The sequence below is a fragment of the Streptomyces sp. P17 genome (assembly GCF_032436805.1).
GTDB lineage: Bacteria > Actinomycetota > Actinomycetes > Streptomycetales > Streptomycetaceae > Streptomyces.
This window is the reverse complement of sequence record NZ_JAVRBF010001150.1, coordinates 1-255: the sequence shown is the minus strand read 5'-3', so window position 1 is coordinate 255 and position 255 is coordinate 1. Positions and strand designations below refer to the sequence as shown.

The window sequence follows — 255 nt, the reverse complement described above, 5'->3', positions numbered from 1 at the left end:
CGGGGATGATCTGGTCGGTGTCGACGTTGCTGCGGCGCAGCGGGACGGCCCGGCCGGTGTGCGTGGTGAAAGCTTCCATGGTTCCTCAGACCCCCGCGGGCGTAGCGACGTCGGACAGATCGGCCGGGGAGGCCAGGTGGCCCAGTACGGCGGTGGCGGCGGCGACCTGGGGCGAGACCAGGTGCGTACGGCCACCCTTGCCCTGGCGGCCCTCGAAGTTGCGGTTGGAGGTGAGCGCTCCGCGTCCACCTCCAA

The 255-nt window shown here is 71.4% G+C and carries 1 protein-coding gene and 1 pseudogene; both read right to left on the bottom strand.

Annotated elements, in window-relative coordinates:
• A pseudogene (locus RMT89_RS44235) lies at positions 1-79 on the bottom strand (3-isopropylmalate dehydratase small subunit); the annotation flags it as partial.
• A 6-nt stretch (positions 80-85) separates the two neighbouring features.
• A partial coding sequence (locus RMT89_RS44230; RefSeq protein ID WP_315889405.1) for an aconitase family protein occupies positions 86-255 on the bottom strand: 170 nt, incomplete at its 5' end.